The organism is Ferdinandcohnia sp. FSL W7-1320 (assembly GCF_038050315.1).
Lineage (GTDB): Bacteria > Bacillota > Bacilli > Bacillales > Bacillaceae_L > Ferdinandcohnia > Ferdinandcohnia aciditolerans.
In genome coordinates this window covers 2,291,431-2,316,194 of sequence record NZ_JBBPAM010000001.1, presented here as the reverse complement: position 1 = coordinate 2,316,194, position 24,764 = coordinate 2,291,431, and the positions used below count along the sequence as shown (strand labels likewise).

29 protein-coding genes are annotated in these 24,764 nt (G+C 36.0%); 6 read left to right on the top strand and 23 right to left on the bottom strand.

What is annotated here, in order from left to right:
* Positions 1-141: 141 nt before the first annotated feature.
* The 3 genes from NST91_RS11690 to NST91_RS11680 form a co-directional block, all read right to left on the bottom strand.
* The gene (locus NST91_RS11690) at positions 142-651 is read right to left on the bottom strand and encodes a GNAT family N-acetyltransferase (protein WP_341331271.1); all 510 of its coding nucleotides are present in this window, start codon (positions 649-651) and stop codon (positions 142-144) included.
* Positions 652-815: 164 nt separating this feature from the next.
* On the bottom strand, positions 816-1,199 hold the full coding sequence (locus NST91_RS11685; RefSeq protein ID WP_341331270.1) for a DUF5412 domain-containing protein: 384 nt from the start codon (positions 1,197-1,199) through the stop codon (positions 816-818).
* Between the two features lie 83 nt (positions 1,200-1,282).
* Positions 1,283-1,618 carry a hypothetical protein gene (locus NST91_RS11680; protein WP_341331269.1) on the bottom strand — a complete coding sequence of 112 codons (336 nt, stop codon included), beginning with the start codon at positions 1,616-1,618 and terminating at the stop codon, positions 1,283-1,285.
* Between the two features lie 306 nt (positions 1,619-1,924).
* Between NST91_RS11680 and NST91_RS11675 the strand changes: the two genes are divergently transcribed.
* The gene (locus NST91_RS11675; protein ID WP_341331268.1) at positions 1,925-2,692 is read left to right on the top strand and encodes a SurA N-terminal domain-containing protein; all 768 of its coding nucleotides are present in this window, start codon (positions 1,925-1,927) and stop codon (positions 2,690-2,692) included.
* A 334-nt stretch (positions 2,693-3,026) separates the two neighbouring features.
* Here NST91_RS11675 and NST91_RS11670 read toward each other — a convergent pair whose 3' ends face one another.
* The 5 genes from NST91_RS11670 to NST91_RS11650 form a co-directional block, all read right to left on the bottom strand.
* Entirely contained in the window at positions 3,027-3,530 is a 504-nt protein-coding gene (locus NST91_RS11670) for a DinB family protein (RefSeq protein ID WP_341331267.1), read from the bottom strand.
* Between the two features lie 374 nt (positions 3,531-3,904).
* A complete protein-coding gene (locus NST91_RS11665) occupies positions 3,905-4,840 on the bottom strand; it encodes an NADP-dependent oxidoreductase (protein ID WP_341331266.1) in 936 nt (311 codons plus the stop codon).
* Between the two features lie 242 nt (positions 4,841-5,082).
* Positions 5,083-5,433, bottom strand: a complete 351-nt coding sequence (locus NST91_RS11660) for a DUF1428 family protein (protein WP_341331265.1) — start codon at positions 5,431-5,433, stop codon at positions 5,083-5,085.
* Between the two features lie 62 nt (positions 5,434-5,495).
* Positions 5,496-6,251: a class I SAM-dependent methyltransferase gene (locus NST91_RS11655; RefSeq protein ID WP_341331264.1), complete on the bottom strand. Its 756-nt coding sequence runs from the start codon at positions 6,249-6,251 to the stop codon at positions 5,496-5,498.
* Positions 6,252-6,318: 67 nt separating this feature from the next.
* A complete protein-coding gene (locus NST91_RS11650; protein ID WP_341331263.1) occupies positions 6,319-7,011 on the bottom strand; it encodes an SGNH/GDSL hydrolase family protein in 693 nt (230 codons plus the stop codon).
* Positions 7,012-7,488: 477 nt separating this feature from the next.
* On the opposite strand from NST91_RS11650, the gene NST91_RS11645 reads away from it, so the two are divergent.
* The gene (locus NST91_RS11645; RefSeq protein WP_341331262.1) at positions 7,489-7,941 is read left to right on the top strand and encodes a LytTR family DNA-binding domain-containing protein; all 453 of its coding nucleotides are present in this window, start codon (positions 7,489-7,491) and stop codon (positions 7,939-7,941) included.
* A 1-nt stretch (position 7,942) separates the two neighbouring features.
* A complete protein-coding gene (locus NST91_RS11640) occupies positions 7,943-8,353 on the top strand; it encodes a DUF3021 domain-containing protein (protein WP_341331261.1) in 411 nt (136 codons plus the stop codon).
* A gap of 121 nt (positions 8,354-8,474) precedes the next feature.
* Here the strand turns inward: NST91_RS11640 and NST91_RS11635 are convergent, their stop codons facing one another.
* The 12 genes from NST91_RS11635 to NST91_RS11580 form a co-directional block, all read right to left on the bottom strand.
* Entirely contained in the window at positions 8,475-8,663 is a 189-nt protein-coding gene (locus NST91_RS11635) for a hypothetical protein (protein WP_341331260.1), read from the bottom strand.
* 85 nt (positions 8,664-8,748) lie between these two features.
* Complete coding sequence (locus NST91_RS11630; RefSeq protein WP_440272504.1) at positions 8,749-9,270, bottom strand: GNAT family N-acetyltransferase; 522 nt, start codon at positions 9,268-9,270, stop codon at positions 8,749-8,751.
* A 119-nt stretch (positions 9,271-9,389) separates the two neighbouring features.
* Positions 9,390-9,935, bottom strand: a complete 546-nt coding sequence (locus NST91_RS11625; RefSeq protein WP_341331258.1) for a DUF1697 domain-containing protein — start codon at positions 9,933-9,935, stop codon at positions 9,390-9,392.
* A gap of 175 nt (positions 9,936-10,110) precedes the next feature.
* The gene (locus NST91_RS11620) at positions 10,111-10,458 is read right to left on the bottom strand and encodes a VOC family protein (RefSeq protein WP_341333531.1); all 348 of its coding nucleotides are present in this window, start codon (positions 10,456-10,458) and stop codon (positions 10,111-10,113) included.
* A 416-nt stretch (positions 10,459-10,874) separates the two neighbouring features.
* Complete coding sequence (locus NST91_RS11615; RefSeq protein ID WP_341331257.1) at positions 10,875-12,077, bottom strand: M20 aminoacylase family protein; 1,203 nt, start codon at positions 12,075-12,077, stop codon at positions 10,875-10,877.
* 27 nt (positions 12,078-12,104) lie between these two features.
* Complete coding sequence (dpaL, locus tag NST91_RS11610) at positions 12,105-13,346, bottom strand: diaminopropionate ammonia-lyase (protein WP_341331256.1); 1,242 nt, start codon at positions 13,344-13,346, stop codon at positions 12,105-12,107.
* Positions 13,347-13,391: 45 nt separating this feature from the next.
* Positions 13,392-13,769, bottom strand: a complete 378-nt coding sequence (locus NST91_RS11605; RefSeq protein ID WP_341331255.1) for a hypothetical protein — start codon at positions 13,767-13,769, stop codon at positions 13,392-13,394.
* Between the two features lie 6 nt (positions 13,770-13,775).
* A complete protein-coding gene (locus NST91_RS11600; protein WP_341331254.1) occupies positions 13,776-14,597 on the bottom strand; it encodes a sugar phosphate isomerase/epimerase family protein in 822 nt (273 codons plus the stop codon).
* Positions 14,598-14,632: 35 nt separating this feature from the next.
* Positions 14,633-15,148, bottom strand: a complete 516-nt coding sequence (locus NST91_RS11595; RefSeq protein ID WP_341331253.1) for a GNAT family N-acetyltransferase — start codon at positions 15,146-15,148, stop codon at positions 14,633-14,635.
* Positions 15,149-15,217: 69 nt separating this feature from the next.
* Positions 15,218-15,664 carry a GyrI-like domain-containing protein gene (locus tag NST91_RS11590; RefSeq protein ID WP_341331252.1) on the bottom strand — a complete coding sequence of 149 codons (447 nt, stop codon included), beginning with the start codon at positions 15,662-15,664 and terminating at the stop codon, positions 15,218-15,220.
* Between the two features lie 440 nt (positions 15,665-16,104).
* Positions 16,105-18,219, bottom strand: coding sequence for a glycoside hydrolase family 3 protein (locus NST91_RS11585; RefSeq protein ID WP_341331251.1), 2,115 nt, complete (start codon positions 18,217-18,219; stop codon positions 16,105-16,107).
* A 37-nt stretch (positions 18,220-18,256) separates the two neighbouring features.
* Positions 18,257-19,855, bottom strand: a complete 1,599-nt coding sequence (locus NST91_RS11580; protein WP_341331250.1) for a glucose PTS transporter subunit IIA — start codon at positions 19,853-19,855, stop codon at positions 18,257-18,259.
* Between the two features lie 296 nt (positions 19,856-20,151).
* Here NST91_RS11580 and NST91_RS11575 point away from each other — a divergent pair, with 296 nt between their 5' ends.
* Both NST91_RS11575 and NST91_RS11570 read left to right on the top strand, forming a co-directional pair.
* Complete coding sequence (locus NST91_RS11575; RefSeq protein ID WP_341331249.1) at positions 20,152-21,060, top strand: helix-turn-helix domain-containing protein; 909 nt, start codon at positions 20,152-20,154, stop codon at positions 21,058-21,060.
* Positions 21,061-21,222: 162 nt separating this feature from the next.
* Complete coding sequence (locus tag NST91_RS11570; RefSeq protein WP_341331248.1) at positions 21,223-21,393, top strand: hypothetical protein; 171 nt, start codon at positions 21,223-21,225, stop codon at positions 21,391-21,393.
* Between the two features lie 610 nt (positions 21,394-22,003).
* On the opposite strand, the gene NST91_RS11565 is transcribed toward NST91_RS11570, so the two are convergent.
* The 3 genes from NST91_RS11565 to NST91_RS11555 all read right to left on the bottom strand — a co-directional run bounded on the left by NST91_RS11565 (position 22,004) and on the right by NST91_RS11555 (position 24,174).
* A complete protein-coding gene (locus tag NST91_RS11565; RefSeq protein WP_341331247.1) occupies positions 22,004-22,309 on the bottom strand; it encodes a DUF5634 family protein in 306 nt (101 codons plus the stop codon).
* A gap of 199 nt (positions 22,310-22,508) precedes the next feature.
* A complete protein-coding gene (locus NST91_RS11560; RefSeq protein ID WP_341331246.1) occupies positions 22,509-23,525 on the bottom strand; it encodes a DUF3231 family protein in 1,017 nt (338 codons plus the stop codon).
* 184 nt (positions 23,526-23,709) lie between these two features.
* The gene (locus NST91_RS11555; RefSeq protein WP_341331245.1) at positions 23,710-24,174 is read right to left on the bottom strand and encodes a hypothetical protein; all 465 of its coding nucleotides are present in this window, start codon (positions 24,172-24,174) and stop codon (positions 23,710-23,712) included.
* A 214-nt stretch (positions 24,175-24,388) separates the two neighbouring features.
* Between NST91_RS11555 and NST91_RS11550 the strand changes: the two genes are divergently transcribed.
* Entirely contained in the window at positions 24,389-24,682 is a 294-nt protein-coding gene (locus NST91_RS11550) for an EthD family reductase (protein ID WP_246006479.1), read from the top strand.
* Positions 24,683-24,764 lie beyond the last annotated feature (82 nt).

Below are 24,764 nucleotides of genomic sequence, written 5' to 3'. Positions count from 1 at the left end.
TGGAAGGTCGATGACCAATCCTCCCGATAGATGTAAATCTCCTTCTATGAATCCTTCATCCTTATCGGATGGAGGATTTTTTCGGGTTGGTTAGATTTTTTAATACTAATCTACCAAGCTAATTCCTACAAAAACTCAATATTATGAATAGACGTGGTTAAATACCCAGTTTTTAAAGGATTTATATGCTTGTTCTTGTAGTGGCTTCGGGTAAGACATTAAAACAAGTGAGACGGCGCTTTGCCCTTTTGCTAATGGAGGTTGAACATACCCCCACTCACTAAGGGTAAAGCCATTTCGTTTATAAAAATCAGCTCTTCTTTTTTCGATTTCTCCCTCAGGTGGTTCAATTTCAATCACAACAGGTTTTACCTGCTGCTCGAGAAAGGCTTGAAGGAGTTTCGACCCTAAGCCTCCATTGCGGAATCTTGATTTAACGGCAAAATGCTCTAAGAAGATAAAATCAGGTCCCTCCCATGTGGCAAAAAAAGCAGCAAGCTCATGATCTTTTTCATACACATATATTTGATAATGAGGGGCAGAAAGTAAAGAACGTTGCATGTGGTAAGGCCTATATTCATCACTAGGGAAAGAATCTTCAAATAATTGATAAAGGTTTTCAAATTGGTCTTCTTGTAAAAGTGTTAACATGTGATTCTCCTTGCTGACTTGTCAATTTGTTATTATTCATGATTTTCATGTTACTATTTTAGCATAATGTGCATTGATATTTTTAACATATTAGTCTGAGTTGAATGTCAAGTTGATTCGGTCAAAAACGGGGCACCCCTATTTGTAAAAACATGTATAAACAATTATTGATTTCTAAAGTCGAATTTATCTTTAGGTACATCGAGAGAATGTCCGTTAATAATCACTGTGTCGTTATTAATCCATTCAATATCTGCTGTTTCCTCTCGATAATTCCAGTATATATTTTTTGTTTTTTTATCTTTGTTGTTAAATACTAGTTCTCCTCGTATCGAGTACGAGGTAGTAGCTCCACCGTCTACAAGATATGTCTTTAACGTGTAAGTACCTTCCGGAGAGGTCTTTTCCGTAAGATACTCTCCTGTGGGTAACCGATTCATATCAAAAAATGCCCAATACACCCCATACCCAACTAATGAAATAACTAATAATCCAATGATGATAAATACTTTTTTATATAACTTTCTTTTAACCTTTTTAAGAACCATAGTAATACTCCTCTATTACTCTCTTTTTTTCTATACCCTATTGAAAGAAACTGCCTACTAAGCAATAAATTAGATTCATTAATCTAATATTTGTATATATCTACTACCGGACTATAACCTGGATTGAATGTAAAGGGAACAAAGGTACCAAATATCCCTATACCTTCAATTAATGTTCTAGTACCTCTTTCATCTTCAAGGATTACGCCCATCTTATTTATGAAAAAATAATCGTCTCTCGTTCTATTAACGACTTTTTCCTGCGAATTATTATATAGGCAATTATCTCCAACACACTCTGTATCGTATTTACTCGCTAACCACTTATTAAATGTCTCTGTTGAGGGTTTTGATAATGGTAGAATTAAAAAAAATAGAATAATAGCTAAAGTAAAGTAAATGATTCGTTTTCTATTCATATTTCACACCCTTATTTTTAACAAAATTCCCATTAATTACATTTTACAACATGGTATTTAAGAATCCCATTAAAACTTTCAATGACTCCAATAAATAGAGGCACCCCATTCTAGGACCATAAAATTTACCCCTTTTATGATATTCTTTTTCAGAATTTAATGACTCATTACCAAATGTTTCAATCTTGTTATAAATATTAAGAAAGTGTACATGGGTTTCTTTTCCGTTGGATTAACTTTATAATGGCGGACAAGATGTTTTTTTAGAAAAAAATTATTCTTGTAGCTTTCGGAAGGAGTTTTATTATGAAAAAATTGATGTTTACATTAATAACCGGTCTAATGATTGTTGTTTTAGCAGCATGCGGAGGAAATGACGAAAGTACAGAAGCTAAAAATAATGATAAAACGAAAACAGAGGAAAATGAACAGCAAAAGGAACAGCAGAAAGCAATGGAAGAAATGCAAAAGAAACTAGAAAGACAGAAAATAGATGAAAAGAAAACCGTTGCCATCGTAAATGATACAAAAATTTTAGGAAGCGACTATAATGGCATTTTATCATCTATACAAGGACAAATGCAGCAAATGGGACAAGATCCGACTTCTAAAGAAGCGGCAGAGCAAGTAAAAAACCAAACCATTGACAGTTTAGTCGGACAAACTCTTCTCCTTCAAGAAGCAGATAAAAAAAGCTATAAAGTTTCAGAGGCAGATATTAAAAAGCGACTGGACGAAGTAAAAAAACAGTTTAAAACAGAAAAAGAATTCGAATCCGCTCTTAAAAAAACTGGCATGGATATGAAAACCCTTGAAACTCAAATAGCCGACGGACTTAAACTTAACCAGTACGTTGAGAAAGAAATTTCTGTTGGTAAAATTACCGATGAAGAAATTCAAAAAACGTATGATCAATATGCGGAACAGGGAAAAACAACTGGACAAGAAATTCCAAAGTTTGAAGAAGTAAAACCGCAAATTGAACAATCCCTGCAACAGCAAAAACAGCAAGAAAAACTCGCTCAGCATGTAGAAGAGTTAAAGAAAAATGCAAAGATTGAAATTAAGATTTAAAGGTTACACATAATAACTAAAAGGGCTGTAGTATCCCCCTTCAGACACACAAGAAGATGAATCTCTACAACTATGGAGTGTTCATCTTCTTTTTTTAATAGCGTGTTCGTTATGCTGTAGCAGCCCTTTATTTGTCTTTTTTCACTTCGTTCTTGTTATAGTTATTAGTCTTCCACATAACAAAGTGAACCACCACAATTGTAGTAATAAACCTCGGTATGGTTCATTTGTTCCACCAATCAAGAATGCCAAAATAAAGTACGATCCAAATGATATTAATTATTAATAGGAACATGGCTATTTTAAATTGTTCTATATTAGTAACTAGGAAAATTTATAAATGAATAACTTCCATTTCTAGTTCACACTTTTGGCGTAAGTGATGGCGAAAATGCATACCGACAAGTTCGAACCACTCCCTCGCGTTCAGCCAGCCAAAACCTTCATGTTTTACTTTGTAATTGGGATTAATATCATCTACTCTAGATTCCGATTGCCTCAACCTTTCCATCACCTGATCTAACCGACTCATAAGTTCTTCTTTACTATCTGAATTGTTTGGTGGAGTATTTAGTTCGTCCGGCAACTTGATTTTAATGGGTGGAAACCCTCCAATTTTATATAATTCTTCACCAAAATCCGTTTTTCCAAGCATTTGCTCTTCCTTTGATTTTGCACAAGCTTCCACATTGTCAAGGTACTCTATTGCAACTAGAATCACATGATCGTACATTTGACCAATGGACCAAACCCCTTTAGCCGATATATATCTTAGTTGCTCAAGTGTATAATTTTGTAGATCGCTTTTATATGTTTCAATCAGTTTTAAAGCACTCAATCAATCACTCCTCTATCATGTCTTCCATCTTATATTACTTGATTATTAAGAATATTTTCACCCTATATTTTGTTATTCATGAAACTCCTTCTTTAGTACAACAAGAAAAAGCTGCCTTCGTGACAGCTCTAATAATCAACCTTTGTAGTTTAAGAAGAAGCAAGGATTCTATCACTTTATTCAACTAAACTTCTCGGTTGCTTAAAAAAAAGGGCCTTAATCCTTATTGGATCAACGCACCCGATATATTTTTTCTGAAGTATATAGTACTGATTCTTAACATGTAATTCAGTCTTTTTTCTTTTTTTAAAATTAGTTCCATATTATTATTGTTAATCATACTACCTGTTACACGAGTGGGAACTGACCACCAATTATTTAAATTTAATTACAATTTTTCCTTTGGCATGGTTTGTTTCACTTAACTCATGTGCTTTTTGTAGCTCTTCTGCGGAAAAACCAAATACACTACCCACTTGAGGCTTAAGTATTCCTTTCTCAAGTAATTCACCTATTTCACTTAGCTGTTTACCATTTGGAGTTAACCAATAAGAGCTTGCCGTTACTTGGTGCTTTTCTATTAATGCTGAATCGGGTTGTCCGGCAATCGTTACTAGTCTGCCACCAGGTTTTAATATTTTGAAGCTTTTATTCAAAATCTCGCCACCCATTGTATCAATAACTACATCATAATCACTTAATACTTCTTCAAATTGTTGTGTACGGTAATTAATGAATTCATCTGCACCTAGCTTTTTTACATATTCCTCGTTTTTTTCACTCGCTGTTGTAGCAACATAAGCACCTAAATGTTTTGCCATTTGAATGGCCAAACTGCCTACACCACCAGCTCCAGCGTGTATGAGTACTTTATCTCCTTGCTTGACTTTTGTTTTATCCACTAAACACTGCCAAGCGGTTAGGCCAGCTAATGGAATAGAGGCAGCTTCTTCAAATGTCAAGTTACCTGGCTTTTTGGCAAGCAATTCTTCATCCACAATTGTATATTCCGCATATGTACCTCTAGGGGTTGTATCCGGTCTCGCGAACACTTCATCCCCGACTTGAAATACCTTCACTTCATCTCCAACTTCAACTATCTTACCAGCCACATCCCAGCCAAGAATTATAGGGAATGGCCAATCAAGCATCTCCTTCAAATAACCTGCACGTAGCTTCCAATCAATTGGATTAATGGAAGTTGCATAAGCCTCAACAAGTACTTGGTTTGGTTTTATTTCTGGTTTCGGTAGCTCCTGCTCTACTAGCACATCTTTACTACCATATTCATTTATGACAACCGCACGCATGAACAGCACTCCTTTTTACAAAATATAATCCAGCTTATTATTTGTTTCCTCCTGGAAAGTCATTCCTTCACGTCAGAGTCTGATTTCTGACGATTATAGATACTAATTTTATACCAGACAATTAAATATGTTTATGGATTCTAAAGTTTAATTAACCCGGTTTGTTCAAAAAAAATAGGAAGTGCCGCAGCTCCTTCCTTTGTTAAGTAAAGCATCTATTAATGAAATACAAAATATTTATATTAAACTTTTTCAAATTCACCACGAACAACCCGGCTCATATCAATAACTTTAATCATTTCATGATATAATTCTTCAATTCGCATATCCGAGTCAACTTTTCTCATAACTGTATCGTGGTGATGTTTATTATTAAAAGTAGAAACTGAGCACATCAAGGTTTCATTTTCATGCAACTCCACCGATGCCTCCATCCCTTTACAACCATAGATACCATCAATAAAAGTGCTCTGGAACGTATCATCTTCAAGAGCTCCATATTCCTTGTAAATAAGAGCTGCTTTTTTGTTAATTTCTATAAATCTATCCTTTTTAAGGTTCAGAACTGGGTATAAATATAATACATTGTACATAAAAATCATCCTTTCTGCTCTTAAATTCTTACTTAGGTTCCACTTTCCTATATGATTAATGATTACACATGCCCCAAATAGCTCCTTGTTATGTTCGGCATAATGATGGTACCGTTTTTGCTATGTTTTTCAAATAGTTTCGTTAATGCCGTAATGAAAGGATCATACTCCTTGTCAGACCTCTTTGGAGAATAGGAAGCAGATAAGTACCTACCCAGAAACCCATCTAAAGTAATGTGTAAGTCATTGTGAAAGTAGTTAAGATCATAATTACCATCTTTAAAAAATTGATGAAAAGGAATCGGAGCTTCTTCCGTACCACCACTAAATCCATTAAAATTCGGACAATACTTTTTACAAACATCAGCGCATTCCTTGTTTATATCACTTGACCCATCCCGGCTATTCCAAACAAGGGCCACTTTAGCGCCCTCTTTCAAAATCCGCTGACACTCCAATCTGAACTGCTCAAACTGAAACCAGTGAAAAGCCTGTGCGACCGTCACTAAATCTACACTCTTCTCATCTAAAGTTGTGTTTTCAGCCGTGGCTTTAACCGAAGTAAAACGGGAAGTAGGCTCTACCATTTGTTCCGCCACTTTTCTCATGTCATCATTGGGTTCCACTCCGATTACCGTGTATCCCCTTCCGAGTAACTGCCTGCTTAATATTCCAGTTCCCGATCCAATATCTGCAATTATACTTTCCTCATTCAAGCCAGCTTCAGAGACTAAATATTCAATATACTCACGTGGGTAGCTGGGACGATATCTCGCATATATCTCAGCTTTATCAGTGAATTTATCAGTCGATTCCATCAAACATCTTCTCCTTTTGGAAATTTATGCCTTACAAATAATACTTCCTATTCAATAAGTATAAAGATTACTGAATGGATTTATGGTCGTTGAATAAATGTTGATCTATCATGTTTGAATATTGGGCCGCAACGAGGGATGAACCCGTACTATTTAAATGAACGCCGTCTAACGTTAGGTGAAGTCCTCGTTTTTTTGATAACCGGTCGATGCTAGTTGGATTTTTATAAAAGAGAACATCCATCATCACTCTCATAACGTTGATACTGAGGTAATCTGAACTAGTAACATTAGAAAGGTGTTTCGAGAATACGGAATGAAAATCTAAGAAATTTACATTTGAACGATCTCTTGAGAGGGATTGGATGATGGAGGTTAAACTTTTTATTTCTTTATCATTTTGTGAAGTTTCACCCACTAAAGCTGGCGAAACCGTAATTACGCGTTTTGAAAATGAAATAACCATGTCTAATACTTTACTGTAATACTCTCTAAATTCCTCAGGATCTTTTTCAACAGGCTGTGCTTGGAACTTCAACAATTTAGAATAAACATCATTGACTCCAATCCAAAGGAAAATAAGATCATAATTTGTATCTAAATTTAATTTGGTTAGACGTGTATGCAAACTTTTAACTGTTTCCCCTGGTTTACCAAGATTATCAAAAGAAATACTTGGATAGTTTTCTTTTAAACTATTCACAAAAGACACACCTGGACGACCTTCTGTTAAACTATCACCTATTAGTCCGATTTTCATTGTTTAATGCCTCCTTTTTGGGCATAACATCCGTCATAATTCTATTTCTAGCGTTCCCTTTCACCTGCCTTTTCCGGGAGTCGGGTACGATTAAGTACGCTTGCGTTCCCCTTTTACCTGCATCTCCCCAGAATCGGGCACGATTCGAACGCTTGCGTTTCCCTTTTACCTGCATCTTCCCAGAATCGGGTACGATTCATACGCTTGCGTTCCTCTTTTCCCTATCCTAGAATCGGGCACCAGAGGAACAGTCATTGTAATTCTACAAATATCGTTAATCCTTCTGAATGTATGTCACCAACTAATTTCCACAAGTTACCCTTCATTTCCTTCCACTTACTGTAATTTTACAGACTGGAAAGGAAATTCAACATACAATTAGTTAAGAAAGTCACAGGGAGGAGGTAATAAAACATATATTGACAGACATCAAGAGCTGAATCGAATATACTTTAAGTGAAAAGAGGTGTCTGAAATTTGAAACTTATTCTAAATATTGATAAAGCATTTGAAGAAACAAGAATTACCATTGAAGGGCCAGAGTTAGATGAAAATATTCAGGAACTGATTGATTTCATCTCTGGAAGGGAGCAACAATTTCTTGTAGGAAAAAAGGGAGACATGCAGCATATTCTCAAACCGGATGACGTTCACTATTTTCATACTGTAAATGAAAATGTTATCGCTGTCACACAAGCAGATTCTTTTATATTAAAAGAAAAATTATATGAACTCGAGGCCATGCTACCTACTAAAAAGTTTATCCGCATATCAAAATCGGTAATCGCTAATCTGAATCAATTGAGTCGTTTTGAAGCATCGTTCAACGGTACACTCTGTGTTTACTTCAAATCAGGAAAGAAAGAATATGTGTCTCGCACCTATGTCCCCACGATTAAGGAAGTTCTACAATTGAATAGGAGGAAGTAGTATGAAAACTTTTATAATCCGTAGTTTCATCGGTATTTTCTTCGGAGGATTTATAGCGGTATTAACCACCGATCTTTTTATCCTTTTTGGAGGAAACGAAACGATAGATGGAACGTTATTTCTTAAAAACTCAGTAGGTTCTGTACTCTGTGGGTGGTTATTTACAGTGAGTTCCATGTACTTTGAAAATAGGTATTTGAAGCTTTTCCAACAGACCATTCTTCATTTCTTAACCGTCACGATCCTATACCTCATCTTAGCTCTCACAATCGGATGGATCCCATTTACTATTGAAAATATCTTACTAGCAGTCTTAATTGCCATTGTCGTCTATACAATTTTCTGGATTGCATTTTACCTTTACTTCAAAAACCAAGCGCGGAAATTAAATGAAGATTTAAGGAAACTATGAGATTTAATACAAAAAGTACCTTTTATTAAAAGAGCAACTTCTAAATAGTTGCTCTTTCACATTTATTTTAACTAATCTATATTGCGTCATATTCTAGCCTTCGGAATGATATAAGTTTTTGTTAGCTAAAAAACATCATCAAGACAGAAGGAAATAATGTTGCAACAATCAATAGTAGCACTAAACCAGTAAACATATATGTAACATATTTCTTTCTATCTACACCCTCTCTTAATTCCCACAATCCTATTGTAATAAAATATAAACCTATCATAGAAATTATTACGGGTAACAGAACAAAAATATTCATCTATCAATCCCCTTTTTATTTATGTATATCCTCACAAATCATATTTAATATTAACACTCTCCCCTGGTTTTTTAATAGAATTTTATTAGACATTTATCGGATCATCTGGAGTATAGGCGACTTGCGCAATCTGTTTTTCGCCATTTTTTTCAAATACCTTATATTCCTTCATCCCAATTTTCTCAGCTACCTTTTGTGAGGGTATATTTTTAACTGTGGTATACGAAAAAACCTTGGGATAATGTAAAACCCTAAATGCATAATCCTTGCATGCAAGTGCGGCTTCTGTTGCATACCCTTTATTCCAATAGTCCTTAATAATATGAAATCCAATCTCTGGAACCGTTTCGTTGTCAATTTTTTGCATGGTGATTCCACAATCTCCAATAAACTTTTCTCCATCTTTTAAAATTACGGCCCATAATCCATGGTTATACTTTTCATAGTTATCCATATTCCATTGAATCCACTTTTCCACCTTTTCTAAGCTAAAAGGCTCTGGATAGTATTTCATAGATTCTGGGTCAGTAAGAACCTTCGATAACTCATCAATATCTTTTAAGACCAGTTCTCTTAAGTACAATCGCTTCGTTTCCATTATTTTCAATATGATCATCCCTTGTTTTTCTACCATTTGCGTTTACCTATTTATAATAGAATGTTACAATATTATTCTTACAAATCGCCCGTTAGATCGTAATCTATTATAAAAATTTCATCGGTATCCTACAGGTTTTGGGCTTCCATGAGTTCATATATCTTACGAGTTGTGTTGACATTTCTTACTGTTATTTGCTTGTATATCTTTGTTCCAATGATCTTTGACATTCCACTTTTGTTTGCATTTTTCTTTTCAATAGACCATAGAATCGCACCGGGGACATATTTCACCGTGTCAATCGTTGGTTTAATCACCAAATTCTCAAGGACAGTTTCATCATCAATTTCATCCCATAAAAACATAACATCACTTTTCATGTCTTTGTCATTTTTCCATGTGTCAGGGATTGCATGAATGATTCCTCTGACATCATCGATACTTCGAACTACTACCTTTATACGTAATCCAAAATCATCATGGATTGCTTCTTCCAAAATACGTGATAGAATTGTTTTGGATGAGTCATTAGATGAAAAAATAATATTACCAGTATTGATGTAGGTTACTACATCCTTCATCCCGACTTGTTCGAAGGTTTGTTTAAGCAACTTCATATCAATTTTATTGTTTCCACCCACATTAATTCCACGAAGAAGAGCGATATAAACCATAGCCATCTTCCTTTCGACTTTTATTTTGTTTACTATTTCTCTAAGCGTCTCCAAGTTTGAATGAGCCAATCTGCCAAAACAGTCTCCTCTTCGAATTGCGGATAATGTGCAGATTTTTCAATAACCATAAAATCATTACTTGAGGTTTTAACCCTCCGTTTGTTCAATCAACCCTTTATTTTTCCCAAAGCTCAATCAGTCTGCCTTCAGGATCTTTAATCCAAATAAACGCACCATAATCACTCGTCTCTTTTTCCTTTTCAAGTGGTACACCCATTTGATTAAGATGCTTAATCGCCTCGTCTAAATTATCGACTTGGAAATTTAACATTACTTGCTGTTCTAGTGGAAAGTAAGCGTCATCTTCAGTAAAGAAAGAAAAAATCGTTTCATTACCTGGTTCCGGTTTAATTATTGTCCCATTCCAACCTTCAAAATCTAAATTCAAGACCTCACTGTACCACTTTTTGATTGCATCTACATTTTTAGTTCTCCAAAAGATTCCCCCGAAACCCTTTATCATCATAATAAAATTGCTCCCTTCCATAACCTATTTCTTTTATCAGTTAGTTTCAACATACTGGTGAATTAATTCTTCTTGAATAATCCTACCACTTCCAATAGGCATAATAAAATCCCGTTAACAACAATGGATTAATGGGAAATTAAACTTACAAAAAGAGTCTTGCAGTCCAATTCTAAACAGGTTGTGCGCTAAAACCTAGACTTCGGCTATGGGGTATAGACAAATTGGTTTTGCCTCTCCTACTTGTGTGGACAAAGTTGCAACCAAATTTTAGTTATCGGCCATAAATTTGAATTATCGGCCATGAATATTATTTATTAGCCGTATTTTTGGTTTATCAGCCATATTTTTGGATTATCGGCCATAAATCGATTCGATGATATGTTTTTTAAGAATCATTCTTTCATTTGTGCTTATACATTTTGGTTATACCTTGCATCTAAAACAGAGGAATCCTTTGGTAAACGGACCTTAACTAATTCTGCAAAATATTCGGCTCCAATCGATAAGATCTTATCATTAAAGTCATAGCGTGAATTATGAAGTGGAATATTGCCGACTCCATCGGCATCATCACCATTCCCTATAAATACAAAACACCCAGGAATCTTTTCTAAAAATGCACCGAAGTCTTCAGAAACCATCCACGGTTGACAATTTCCATCCACATTCTTTTCATCAACTACATTTTTGGCTGCTTGTACCGCAATCTCAACACATTTTTCCCAGTTAACGGTTGGTGCGAATTCATGCGTATATTCAAATTGACACTCCGCTCCATTTAGTTTGCAAATTCCTTCACTGATCGTTCGCATTCGTTCCTCAAGTAACTTTTGAACCTCTGGCGTATAACTTCTCGTATCCCCTTTAATCACAACATTTGTTGGAATCGCATTGCGAATTCCATCTGTGATGAATTCAGTACACGAAATGACCGCTGGAACATTTGGATTCATATTACGAGAAATAATGGTTTGCAAAGCAAGAACAATTTCAGATGCAATCACGATTGGATCTTTCCCCATATGAGGACTTGATGCATGTGAGCCTTGACCTTTAATACGGATCACAAAGTTATCTTCGCTTGCCATTATTCCTCCAGCTCGAGTTGAGATGGAACCAGCTGGCATTCCTGGCATATTGTGCATGCCATAGATCTCATCTACTGGAAAACGATCGAATAATCCATCTTTCATCATGGCAAAAGCACCTTTACCCGTTTCTTCTGCGGGTTGAAAAATAAATCGAACGGTCCCATTGAAATTTTTGCGCTCCGTTAATAGCTTGGCAGCACCCAAAACTGTTGCCATATGTCCATCATGACCACACGCATGCATTTTGCCTGGATTTTTAGAGGAGTATGGATGTTGTCCTACCTCTGTTAGATTAATCGCATCTATATCTGATCGAATCCCAATGATTCCTTTCCCAGCACCAACTGTAAGATTAGCAACGATCCCAGTACCTCCAATATTCCTGTGAACCTCTAATCCCATTTCTGTTAGGACTTTAGCAAGAAAATCAGACGTGTTTTTTTCTTCAAATGCACTTTCAGGATGAGAATGAAGATAGTGCCTCCACTCAATAAGCTGTTTTTCAAAATCTTCGCTTTTCAACGTAACCGCACTCCTTTTCAAAAATAATTAGAAAGATGGATATGCCCCATCCCATACTACTTTTCGATAATGATCGGGATCCGTGTCACCTTCCGTGCTGATAATTAAAATTTTTGAATCTTGATTTAGATTCAATGCATTTTTCATATCAATGAGCCTACTATTTTGTACTACTAAACTAACGAATCCTATACCCACTGCTGCACCGGATTCACCCGATACAATACGTGGGTCATTACCTAGTGGGGTTGCAAGAATTCGCATTCCTCGTGATGCGGCATAGTCTGGGCAAGAAACAAACACTTCTGCATAATCTTTTAAAATACCCCAAGACGTTTTACTTGGTTCTCCACATGCTAAACCCGCCATAATCGTATCCAATGCACCTGTTACGGCATGAGGCTTCCCGTCTCCCACTCTCATCGATTGGTATAAACAATCCGCTTTATCTGGCTCCAGGATAACTGTCATAGGGCGCTCATCTCCAAATTTCTCTACGAGATATCCGAGCATGCTACCTGCAAAAGAACCTACACCAGCTTGTAAAAATACATGTGTTGGTCGATCAGCATAAGCTTCAGCAATCTGCTCCATTGCTTCATCTATGATTGTTAAATAGCCTTGCATAATCCACGCAGGAATTTCTTCATATCCATCCCAGGCTGTATCCTGTACCAAGACCCAGCCATTTTCTTTAGCCTGTTGGTTTGCCAATCTGACCGTATCATCATAGTTTAAATCTGTAATAAAAGCATCTGCTCCTTCTTTGCGAATATTAGTGAGCCTGATTTCCGAAGAACCTTTTGGCATATATACAACAGATTTTTGACCTAGCTGGTTTGCAGCCCATGCAATTCCTCTACCATGATTTCCATCTGTTGCTGTTACAAAAGTAATATCACCCAATTTTTCTTTTACTTTTTTACTTCTTAATTGTTCAAAAGATAGCTCTGAGATATCTATGTTTAATTGTTCTGCTAGATAGTTACCAACCGCATAGGAACCACCTAATACTTTAAAAGCATTCAATCCAAATCGGTAAGATTCATCTTTAACCCAAATATGACGTACTCCAAATTGTTTAGACAACCCATCTAAGCTGTGAAGCGGAGTTACTTGATATTCTGGAAAGCTCTTATGAAAATTTCGTACCTTTTCAATGACTTCCCGACTCATAAATGTTGCAGATGCTTTCTCTGAATCTGTTTTTCTTGTATTATCATTTACTAAATATTGAATTTCGGATTTGCTATCTGTTACATTAGTCATTTTTAATCTCCTTTCAACGTGGTGCCTGCTAGTTTACTAACTACATCAAGTAATACATTGGCTCCCGCTGCCAAGTCTGTATCTTGTGTAAATTCTTTGGATTGTGACTAATCCCATCGATACTTGAAACGAAAAACATTGCAGTAGGGTACACACTGCCATCATTTGAGCATCAGGTCCCGCTCCAGATGTCATTCGTTTTGATTGGAGTCCACGACCTTTCGTAGCTTTTTCTATGAGTGTAACGATTGTTTCATCGAAAGTGACTGGCTGAACACGTACTAGTCGTTCTGTTGTACTAGAAACTCCTTTAGATGCTGCTAGCTCTTTAAGATAGTTTGCAAGTGCTTGCTCTTCCAGTCTCTGCTCGTCTGGATCACGCAAAACAGCAGTGAATGTCGCAAGAGATGGAATTAAGTTCACTTAGGTTTAGCCTCGAATTATTTCCTTCACCCAGCTTATTCCCTCATTAACAAATGCTTCTGTTGGATTTGAATGGGGCGTATGTTCAAATATAAAATACACACCCGAGCTTTTTGACAGCTTATAAATTAAATCACTTACTTTAAAATGTGTATTGTCTATTTCATGAGATGGATGAACGGGTACCCATATGTATTTATGATAATGAAACTCTACATTATGTAAATGAACGACCTTTATATGCTTTTTCCACTTCCCTATATAATCTAACACCTTATCACCAGTGGCTAATAAGTAATCCCCAATATCTATGCAAAGTTTGATTCCATACTTTTCCCAAACCTCAATTGGAAAATGATCAAGAGCTTTTATCCCAAACGCAGACCGATTAAAACCTAGTTTTGGTTCGCATACGATCGTTATAGAATACTTTTCCTGCAGGAAATGTAATCTTTTTAATCCATTTTCAATAATCTCAGTCGTATCTAGGTCTTTTTCTTCTTTAAAATAAGGAAAGTGAACTAATATATATTCAGCTCCTAATTGGGACATATATTTAACTTCGGATTCAAACTGTTCCCAGGCATTTTCCGGTTCATAATGTACTTTTTCCAGCAAATCATATTTACTTTGATTTCTATACAAAGGAGAATGAAGCCCAAATGTAACATTATTCTTATGTAAGAGTTCTAAGAAATGATGTAAAGACTCTTCGCTCGGAAACTCACCAATTTCAATATGACTAATATTCTTATTTTTAAATAATTGAGGGAATTTATCCGTTTCTGTCATAATGACACTTCCTGAAAGTCCTATACAGCTATTCATTTTTTCACTATTCCCTCCTCCAGTAGTTAAGTCATTTAGTACTGATTTATTTTCTTTTGATATTTACTATGTCCATCGGTAATACCAATTAGTTCAAAACCATTGTTCTTGTAAAAGTAATTAAGTCTACTATTTTCTGCAACACAATCTAACTTAAGGTGTTCTTTATCAATTGCATTGTCTTGTATCCAAGTCAATATACTTTTACCTACACCTTTCTTCATATATTCTGGAATAACTGCAATTCTATGTAGATAAAGAGATTCTGAAGAATGATCACTTCCCCAAATATGTCTATCCCATTCACTTTGTTTAGCTAATAATGTGAAGGTAGCCACAATTTCCTTATCTTTCAATACAATGTATGTTTCTTGATTATGAATAGCTTGTATAATCTCTTCATCATCACCACCATCTAATAGATACCTCCATTGGTTTATTTCATTATCTTTCATCCACTGAGCTACCTGTTTTAACATTTTAATAATCTCACTACTATCGTCATTTGTAGCCATTTTTATCATAAAACCATCGAAGTTTTCCAATCTCATTGTTACCTCCGTATAAATTTCTTTTTTTATCTATACCTTATAAAATTAGTAGATCCTTGATTTGTACTTTTAATCGTTGATTGGTAAATAAATCTGTACTTCTTCTTCACCTTCACCCATAGGGTGATAAGTCTCGATTATATAAGAATGGCTGTCTCTTTGATAACCTTGTTCTGCTGCCCAATTCAATAAATTCAAATGCAGTTCTCCCAATTTTGTGATATTCCCCCGTGTGGTTATGTACCGATTATTTGTCTCAATATATTCCATTCCTGTTGGTATTTCATCTGATTTCTCACGTACTATTAATCCTACATAATAATGGCCAATCTTATGATCCTCGTCCTTTTTAGGCTCAAATAAAGCAATTTCTGTCTCCGTTAGATTTTGAATTTCGTTTGAGCGATTTAATAGTTTTTTTGCAAGTAAAGGTACTTCGTTTCCAAAGTTAATAAACTCCCCACAACCTTTTAATCCAACAAGCTTAAATTCCTTCCTAACCATCGTAAACGACATTGTAATCTCTCCTATCCCTGGTTAAATTCCAGATTATCCTAATTTTACATATTCAATAAAAACTCCTTACTTCCTGCATTGAAGTAAGGAGTTTATACTGATTTATATCACTTGTCTGATTCTTGGAAGGTCGGGGATATTGCACGCGCTTTGGAATAACATCACTTGGCTGTTATTAGTTGGTTGGGGGTACTCCAGATGCTTTGGAATTACACCACTTTCTTGATATTAGGAGGTTGATAGTACTCCAGGCGCTTTGGAACATCTACACTTTCCTGTTTTCAGGAGATTGTTGATACTCCAGGCTATTCCTCGTACTTTGAAAAATCAACACTAACCAGTAACTGTGCTTTTCACGTTTTCATTGTAACCATCACTCTAATCCACTCAACAAAAAAAATCACAGGCTTCCATCTCACCTGTGATGTTCAATCTAAAAATTAATACTTCAACCCATGCCCTAGCTTGTAAACATTACCGTCACTGTCTTTATATGCGTAAGTCATTCCGGCTGGCATGTATTTGTCTTTGTCATATCCTGGTACGTCATTAGGGGAAACACATTCGCCATTTTGGTAAACAGCAATGACTTCCTCACTTGCCGGTAACGTTAATGGTAAGATACCAGATGGCTTATGATTGCCTGCAATCACTTCAAGTTGTGCATTGTAGAATGTATCGTATCCAGCAACTAGTGCGTCTGCCATTGGTTCTACATTTCCTAAAATCCAAGGAAGAATAATATTTACGCTCATCACTACTTTACCGCCGCGGCGATGCACACTGTCAACTACTTCTTTTAGATGGTCTAATCCACTTAAAGTAGTTTCCTGATATAATGTACCATCAATCGCAGAGTTTACTTTATCCTCACATATCTCAAGCTCTAGTAAGCCAGGTGTTGCATTAAAATAGGAACCGGATTTTGGTTGTAAGAACAGAATGGCTGTGTCAGCTTCTTCATAGCTGTTTGTTAGCGTAAATAGTCCAAAATCATTCGCTTCTTTTCTCGCTTTTTCGGTATAAGAAGTTGCTCTTTCTTGCTCTTTATGGAACACTTCAATATACACTTTTTTACCTTCCAGCTTGTCCGTTGTGAGTGGCAAGGTTTCGTTAGAATTTTTCAGTACGGTTACTGATTTTTTATGCGCTTCGTATGCAGTATCCCAATGTGCTTTTGTGCTGACAACCTTAGTTGCAATTGCTGGGTCATTGTATGTGCGGTCATCAAATAGACCTAAAGCAAACATTTCTGTTAAGAGACGTTCATTTGACTCATTGATTCGTTTTTCACTGATCCAACCCTTACTAATCGCTAATTTCAGATTTTCAATATCGTTCGTATCAGCAATCAAATCGGTACCTGCATTGATCGCTTTAGCAAAGCGCTCTCCTTCACTGCTCTTTTCCATTCCCCAACTCATGTTATTAATAATTCCACTATCACTATTCACATAGCCCTTAAATCCAAGCTTTCCACGAAGGATATGGTCAATGAAATAACGATTAAACGTAAATCCAACTTCTTCGAATGGGATTTCCTCCCCTTCAAACTCCTGAACCACACTCTTCTTTATACTCGGAATCGAGTAATACGGCATAATGGATGATGTTCCATGTTCTGCTGCTGCTCTAAATGGCGGAAGATGGTATTTTTCTAAACTGCCCGGAGTTGGGTATAGATTCCATTTCCCTTCCTCATAGTGAGGGTCAAAGCCATTTTCTCTCGCTCCCCCGCCAGGGAAATGCTTAGTTGTCATTGCTATACTATCTTTTCCTAACGTTTCTCCTTGGAACTCGTCAAGGATACGCCCAATTACATCAGCAATAAACTCTGGATCTTCTCCAAACGTTCCATACGTACGTTGCCATCTCGGATCGGTCACCACATCTGCCATATACATATAGCCTTTTCTTAAGCCAGTGGCATTCCATTCTTTTCGGGCTATACTCGCAAATTCACTAATAAGGGAAGCATCTCCACCATTTTCAATATCGCCCTTTGCGGCTGCTGCCAATCCTAATGTTCCGGGCCATGTAGAAAAGATACCAATCGCATCATTCATACCGAAGACGGCTTCACCATTCTCATTTCTTGAGTTCGATGCAACAAGTACAGGAATCCCTAAGCGTGTTCCTTCTGCTACTTCATTCATCGAGTTAACCCATTCTGCCATTTCTGCTGGACTGAAGTTATCTCTTAAAATGAAATGTCTTAGATGTCTGTTTTCGATCGTATGAGTCGTTCCGTATACCTTGCTCGTAGCGAAAATCGTTTCTCCTCTTTCGATAATACTTTCATCTAGAACGCCATCATGACTAGTCTTGCTTTTATCCTCCTGGGCAAGTCCCATTTTCCTAGAATTGATCAGCATCATACCGATTTTTTCATCGATGTTCATCAACGAAACAAGATTTTCCGCACGCTCTTTAGGGGTTAAACGCCAATCTTCATATGGATCAAGCTTGCCATTATTATTTAAATCTTTAAATTTCAAACCCTCATGTTCAATTAGTTTCTTCGTTCTAACTTGTAATTCAGGTTGTTTTTGCATGTAAATTCCTCCTCATAGGGGTCAATCGATTTTTTTGCTATGCATCTAGTTTCATAACAGCATCATCATTTGCCTCAACATTCCCCGTTTTGATTGGTTTCACTTCTACATACTCCTGTGTGTTGGTAATCACGATAGGTGTTTTCAAATCATATCCAGCTGCTTTGATCTGTTCGATGTCAAATTCAATAAGTATGTCTCCTTTTTTCACTTCATCCCACTGCTTTACATGGGAAGTAAAATACTTGCCTTTCAGCTGGACCGTATTTACACCAATATAGATTAAGATCTCAGCCCCATCATTCGATGTAATTCCAATCGCATGTTTGCTTGCGAATAATGTGGTTACAACTCCATCCACTGGAGAAATGATTGCCCCTTTTGTTGGTTCAATGGCAATCCCTTTTCCTACAACTTCTGTTGAAAAAAGTGGATCCGCTAATTGATTTAATGGAACGATTCTACCTGTTAATGGACTTGCAATGATTTCTTTTTTTACATCGCTTAGTCCAAATACTTTATTTGTCTTTTCAGCAACTGCTAAGTCATGCTTGCCTTCATAACCAAATACAAGAGTTAGCATCATTGCGATCAATAAGGAAGCGAACACACCTATTGTGAAAATCCCGATTGGCGAAAATACAGGAATGGATAAAAAACTTGGGAGTGCAAATGCCGTTGCAGATACGCCTAGTGCTCCGTTGATTGCCCCACCAACTGCCCCAGCTATCCCAACGTATAACATGGTTCGTTTATAACGGACGAGAATGCCATATGTGATAATTTCTGTTGTCCCTGCTAAAGCACTTGGCAAAAGCCCTGACCCAGCAAGTGTTTTCAATTTTTTATCTTTCGTTTTAAAGAATACGCCAAGCCCCATACCGATTTGGGCAAATGGTGCCGCTGCTGCCATCGCGATAATTGGATCAAGACCTGATGCACCAAGATTAGCAATGGCAATTGGAATCACTGCCCAATGAAGCCCCAATATCGTAAGGAAAGACCATGCTGCTCCTAACACAGCTCCTGTAACTAATCCACTTTGACCACTTAAAAATTGAATAATGAATGCTAAGCCCTGACCAACATATGTCCCAAATGGACCAAAAATAAGGATCGTTAATGGTACGATAATCAGTAAAGAAATCATCGGATTGATAAACATCTGTAAGTCTTTATAAATCACTTCTTTCAAAAGCTTATCTAAAAACGCATATATCGATGCAGCGATTAAAATGGGAAACACGGTTGAAGAATAACTGGCCAATAAAACCGGAATCCCTAAAAATGAAACATCCTGTGCCTGTGAAGTGACTAAACTCACATAATTGGGTTCCAATAATGCTGCCCCAATTGCTGCTCCCACAAATCCATTCGCCCCGAGTTTGTTTGCCATTGTAAATCCGAGGAATATAGGAAAAAAGTAAAAAACAGCATGTCCAGCAGCAGAAAGAATTGCGTAGGTACCGCTTTCAGCGGAAACCCAACCTAATGACTTTAAAATAGACAATAAAGCCGAGATTAAACCCGAACCGGCTAGCACACCTAAAATGGGTGCAAAACTTCCACTTATTGCCCCTAATAGTTTATTCACAACTGTTTCCTTACTCTCTGCAGTAGTATCATTGTTTTTCAAGGTTATGTCCTCCTAGTGTGATTTCATTACTGGGTAGTACTTTGATTTAAAATTCATCATAGAGGAAAAAAAGACGTAGATTCAGACTAACTTCATAAGATGTCAAATACCCCTATTAAAATCTCCAAAGACAGGGCTTTCATTTACAAAAATTTTGTGCTTAGATAAGGCTTTCATTTCCTCTAAGACTTCTTGTTTCTTAGATTATAGTGATATAATATCAAGGAATTATATGAAATAAATTGGTTATTTTGCTGATAATATTGTATATCTTGCTGTTATAAAAGGAGCAAATTATGAGAGAATCGACATTTATGCCAGTATTGAATGAGAATTTTGAGGTTTATTATTGGAGTAAAAAATATAAATCCCATGATTGGGGGAGAAAGCCTGATAAGTCATTAGAGAATTATTCTGAAATAGAACCTTTATTCCGCTTGCATAGTCATGACTCCATGGAGATTCTTGTTTTCTTAGGTGGTGAATGTAAATTTTTTTGTGAAGGACAAACTTATTCACTAACCAAAGGGGATGTTGTCATCATTCCCCCTTACGCTGTGCATAAAGCAGAAGTAAGTGATTTCGACAACTATGAAAGAATTGTATCGACCATCAGCAAATCATTATTGGCTGATTTCTTATCGGTTTCTCCTTTCATGAGTGATAGCATTATCCATCATAAAACGCAGGGTTCTTATGTTGTCCATTTCCACACCAAAAGTTTGAAGGAAATACTCTCGCTTTTCCAAGAGATTAGTGATCGTATAAAACACAATCGTGAATCTTATTCATTTGCATCACATTATTTAATATTCCGAGCGATGGAAATTATCTTAAATCCAGCTAGTAGTAAGCCTACGAATAGTTTAGACGGTGGTGAGGATCAACGTATAACCTCCATAATTAAATACATAGAGGAACATTTGACGGATACAGAACTGAATTTAGACAACGTCTCAAGTCATTTTCATTTAAACAAGTATTATTTTTCCCATTATTTTAAAGAAAACATGAAAGTACCGTTTTATCGTTATGTATTATTGAAACGACTTGCTACCGCTGTTGCCTTAATTAAACAAAATGAGCTCTCAATCGAAGAAATTGCTACCAAATGCGGTTTTCAAGACTACTCTAGCTTTTATCGACTTTTTAAAAAGGAATATAATGTATCACCAAAAAACTTACAAAAGGAGTTTAGGAAGTAGTTGTATTTCACTTTAGGTTTGAACGTTATTTAGGAAATGAGAAACCCTCAAAAGTCTGAGCATTTTTTGCAGAGGCTTAATTTAATGAGATCTTACCGATTATTACATGAAAAATAAAAAGCTTGGCATGATAATAATGCATTTGAAATGGAGGTGTAAATGATGACAAAGCGTGTTAATAAAGGTAGTCAAAATCAAAATTCACCGAGAAACGGTGGGAATTTAGACACAGAATTTGGTCAAGATATGGCTAGCGGAGACAATAATAAAGGAACTGAATATAACTCCAAACGTGGAAGTAAATCTCAACTTAAAAACCCAAATAATCATTAAATTTTAAAGGAACCATGCTGGTTCCTTTTTTCTCCTTTTTAGTCTTTTACCTTGGTTGTTTTCGCAAACTTTGTTGTTTTTTATATCGTTGACTTCCGCTTCAGGTGGACGCTTTCCGCGGGCGTGGCTTGAGCCTCCTCAACGAAATGTGGAGGCGGCTTGCACAGAAACGAGAAAATTTGGCCACTCCGACAAAGAGGCGTAATTTGCCTCTGAAGGAGGAGTTGAAATTTCTCGAGTTTCTAGCCGCTGAAACTGGAAAAGTCGCTGCCGCTCCTGCGGGGTCTCAAGTCTCACGCTTTTCCCGCTGGACATTGAATTTGCTTCATTGAAATAACCCACGCACGAAGAAAATGTGAATACATTTTCGAGGAGTCGCCACCTTACTCTCCAATCAACTAGTTTTGCCTTTATTATCAGAAAGCGACAATCTTTTAGAAAAGAGCCTTTACCTTTGAAGGCTTATTAGTTTTAAATATGGACCACATCTTGAAAAAAAGCGTCCTTCAATTTTGAAGAAACGCTTGCTTAGCTGGAATATTTACGAATCAGCTAATCCTAGAGTCACTTTATTATTCTCAAATTTTCTAGATTGAGAAATCAGTTTTCGTTAATAAAGTTCACTGAATACATGATCAAGATTGTTAAATTCTTTAAGATCTGATTCTTGTGGATTGTCTGATTCTACCGTCCACTTATTATCTACTGGAGCTAACTCACCCTCATTATTTTTTTGAAAAGGCAGGTGAACATGATAGGTTTTACCAGCTTTTCGAGTTGTATATCCAAGATAGTAGCGATTATCTTGTCCTTCTTCTTCGAAAATACCTATATTTTCAATTTCATACTTATCTAAATATGGTTGGAAGGATTGCTGTAATTCGTTTATTATTTTTTCACGAGATAGATAATCCACTTAATTTCTCCCTTTCAACTGTTTTTTCCGTAATGTCACACACTTTCTCTCATGTAATTGCTCTATGACTTATTCTTTTTTGATAAATGAAGTGATTTTGTATTTTTCACCTATGCTTTCATAGTTAACACATGGACCAACTAATTCAATGATATAAAAAATGTCCTTATGCCTCTTGGGACTTTAAATGTTTTTATCATTATTTCTTTCTTCTTATTAATTCATCTCTATCTGAAGCCATTGGGGGCTGTTCTAACCATCCATTTTTAATCATGATATTAGCTCCATCCTCAGCATATAATTGAACTTCTAAGGAAAGCCTGTTATACATGGTGCTAAGATCACCTCTAGGGCTTTGACTTATAGCTGTACCGTAATAGCCTACACTCAAAGTAATTAATCCGGATGTTAAAAACATCATTAATTTATCAGAAAATGTATGTGCAGTACTATTTGTTATTTCTGAATCCCATCCCATTGGTGCAGGAAGCTTACTTTCCTCTAACTTACTTCTAAATAATTTAATATGTTTATTCCCAATTTCTAATCCTTTTAGAAAGAATTGTTTGACGTCCTTATTTTCTGCAACTTGACTAAATCCAGTAAGTGTTGCAACTCCCAAAGCGTTTCTTTGAAGATTCGAGAATAAATTGGCTACTTCAGCAGCGGTTAATGGTCTTTTCTCGCCAACCACATCTAACATAAACCATTGCTTTTTCACAAATTCAACCTTCTCCAAATTAGGCAAGCTTGGAGGCCTGACCATCAATCCTTTTGACAATAATAGATCAGTTGACCTTTTATATAATTGCATCGTTTCACTTAAGCAATCCATATAGTAGGTTTTAATGTCATCTCTTACAGATGCTGCCAAACTACCGGCATAGGATGTAAGTCCAACCTTTGACATTTGGTTTATAAAATTAAGTACAAAACTATCTGAATAAAGTCTAGGAGCAGTTAAGTCCACATCCTCTTTTATACTAAAACCATATGGTACAGCATTTTTTTCTTCCGTTAAAATGGCGGTGATTTTTTGAATATGTGCTTGAGATAACTCTAGAGCAAATTTAATAAGAGGCTTAATTTCATCATCTTCTGCTTTTTCTAAAAAATGCGATAGAACACACACGCTTGCGCTATCATTTAAATACTGAATCCATATTTGAGCAATTTCACCTGCTGTTAGCCTGATCTGACTTCCCTTTCCCTCCATAAGTAACCTCCAAAAAAGTTATACTAAACACTAACTTCCCCATAAATTACTAGTCGTATGTATACATCCTACATATAAAAAAAACACTGGATGATTGATTTTAACCATTAGTCCAGTGTTTTTTCTAAACGCTATAAATAATATCCTACATCACTAAATACATTCAGTTTTCCATTGTAATCTATTATTTAACCGATACATTTTCTAATTTACAAATTAACTTATAATATCCCAATAAAACAAAGATTAGTATAGGAACAACAATGGAATCATACCACAACTTCCACCATCCAAGATGGAAATATCCCCAAGGTTCCGGAAGTAGTGTAAGTCCTTCGTAAATGAGAACACCTATTGTCCAACAAGTTATATAAATAACCTTTTTGAAAAGATTAGAGTTAAATGGAAACCAACTTAGAAGCAATATGTTTATTGGAGGAATTAATACAATATGAGGAAGAACTCCTAACCAATCTACACCTTTATCAAAATACCAGTACCCTTTGTACTTAAATTCAATAATCACATCAAAGGTAACCTGAAAGGCAATTGTAAATGACCATATACTAATACTTCGGTGCAACGGAATTTTATTTTTTTTATAGGCAGCATAATTAAAGGTGAGAATCGAAATAAAAAGTAAAAACATACATTTTTTCCTTTTTTATTTTTTATTAGATTATCCAGTACAAACTTATATATACATATCCGACTCCTACTCAACTATTTTCCTATTATCCAATGAAATGCCTACAAATGATTGTGTTGGATACTGTAATTAATCACTTTAGGTCGTATGGTATATAAGAATGTAAAAATGAATATAGTCTACTAGAATGGAGGAGTGATGAATTGTGGCAAAGATGATCATTATGTATGAGGAACCAAAGGATAAAGAGAAATTTGATAAACATTATTTTGATGTTCATGTTCCATTAGGCAGGAAAATACCAAATATCATTAAAGATTCCGTGCATCGTGTAATGAATTCACAAGGGAGTGATTTAAATCTCTATCTGGTTACCATACTAGAATTTGAAAACATGGAAAAATTAATGGAAGCCTTTAACAGCCCAGAAGCAAAACTAGCCGAACAAGACGGTGCAAACTTCTTCCAATACCTACACAAACCACCCATCATCACTATCGTGGAATAGGGTCGCAGGGACAGGTCCCTCCTCCCAGTCCGACGGTCAATCGATGGTAGAGGTTCATTATTTTTAATACAAATATGAGCCC